At 54.8% G+C, this 1,322-nt stretch carries 2 protein-coding genes; one reads left to right on the top strand and one right to left on the bottom strand.

Features of this window, described 5'->3' with window-relative positions; translation table 11 throughout:
* A partial coding sequence (locus tag J3U88_RS34010) for an IS66 family transposase (RefSeq protein ID WP_207863680.1) occupies positions 1-213 on the top strand: 213 nt, incomplete at its 5' end.
* Positions 214-237: 24 nt separating this feature from the next.
* Here J3U88_RS34010 and ltrA read toward each other — a convergent pair.
* A partial coding sequence (ltrA, locus tag J3U88_RS34005) for a group II intron reverse transcriptase/maturase (protein WP_207863679.1) occupies positions 238-1,322 on the bottom strand: 1,085 nt, incomplete at its 5' end.

Here is a 1,322-nt window from a genome sequence, read left to right as displayed (position 1 = left end):
GAAATCGATGCCTGGCGCAAACGGCAGCGTTGCCTCCCCAAATCCCCGATGGGAAAAGCTTTGGGGTACATGAACGACAATTGGGCGGGCTTAACCGCCTTTCTGGATGACCCCGATCTGCCGCTGGGTAGAGTCGGGATGTGGCGCGGTGCTCGGCAGGGATACCGAACCCGTTTCCACACCCCGCTCATCGAACCGTACGTGCGCTACTAACGCATACGGCTCTCATCCGGGATCTCATGTCTTCGCTCTCGGCACGTCGGCCATTCGTCTCGGCAGCTTATAGAGGCCAAGCTTCCCGTAAAGAAGCTCGTCCGGGTATAGGCGATATCCCGATTTGCCTCGCTGCTTGTGCTTCGTGACCAACCAGCGTCGTAGCCTTTTCTCGGTGTATTGGCGAACGATGTCGTAGCACTTGATGACCGGACCTTGGTTGAAGTAATTCACCCAACCCCGTAAGATCGCGTTGATCTCCGCCACGCGCTTTTCCACCGTTGACGTCAGCCACCTTCGCGAAGTCTCGTCGTGAATTTTCTTCACGAGCCGCTGTAGGGCTTTCTTGGAAGGCTTGGTACCAAAATATGGTTTCCCTTTCTTGTTGTACGCCAACCCGAATGTGTATCCGAGGAAGTCGAAACTTTCCACGGGAGTCATTACCGTTTTTGTCTTTTCTCGGTTTACTTCAAGTCCAATGCACTTTATCAGCCGTTCCATCTGTTCCCTCGCTTTTGAGCCGGAGCCCGGTTTGCAGCAGATCACCAGATCGTCGGCGTAGTTCACGATTTGAGCATTAAACATACGAGCAAAGCCGAACTTCTTCCAGGCAAGCAAGAACCGCCTGAAATAAAGATTCGACAGCAACGGCGAGATGACCCCACCCTGGGGGACGCCGCGACGGAGCTTCTTCGCCTCCGCCGTCCTCGTTTTCCCCCGGCGGGTCTTTTCCACAACCGGCACCTCAAGAATTCGCTTGATAAGGCTTAGAACCTTCCCATCCGATATTCTTCGCGCGACACACTTCATGAGTCGCCCATGAGGAATGGTCGTGAAATAGTCTTTCAGGTCGGCATCGACAACTTCCTTCCGCCCAAATTCGGTGATATGGAAGTAAACCCGTCTTACAGCCGCTTTAGCATCCCTCTTCTTCCTGAATCCGTATTGTTCCGGCAAAAGATCGGCCTCGAATATCGGCTCCAGGATCAGCAGGGCTGCCTGTTGGACGACGCGGTCCCGTACACACGGGATCGACAAAGGGCGCAGCTTCCCGTTTGATTTGGGAATCCACACCCTACGGAGGGGCTCCGGTCCGTAGTGTCCGGTCA

This window comes from Acanthopleuribacter pedis, from assembly GCF_017377855.1.
GTDB lineage: Bacteria > Acidobacteriota > Holophagae > Acanthopleuribacterales > Acanthopleuribacteraceae > Acanthopleuribacter > Acanthopleuribacter pedis.
The sequence above is the reverse complement of the archived record's forward strand: the minus strand, read 5'-3'. Positions and strand labels throughout refer to the sequence as shown.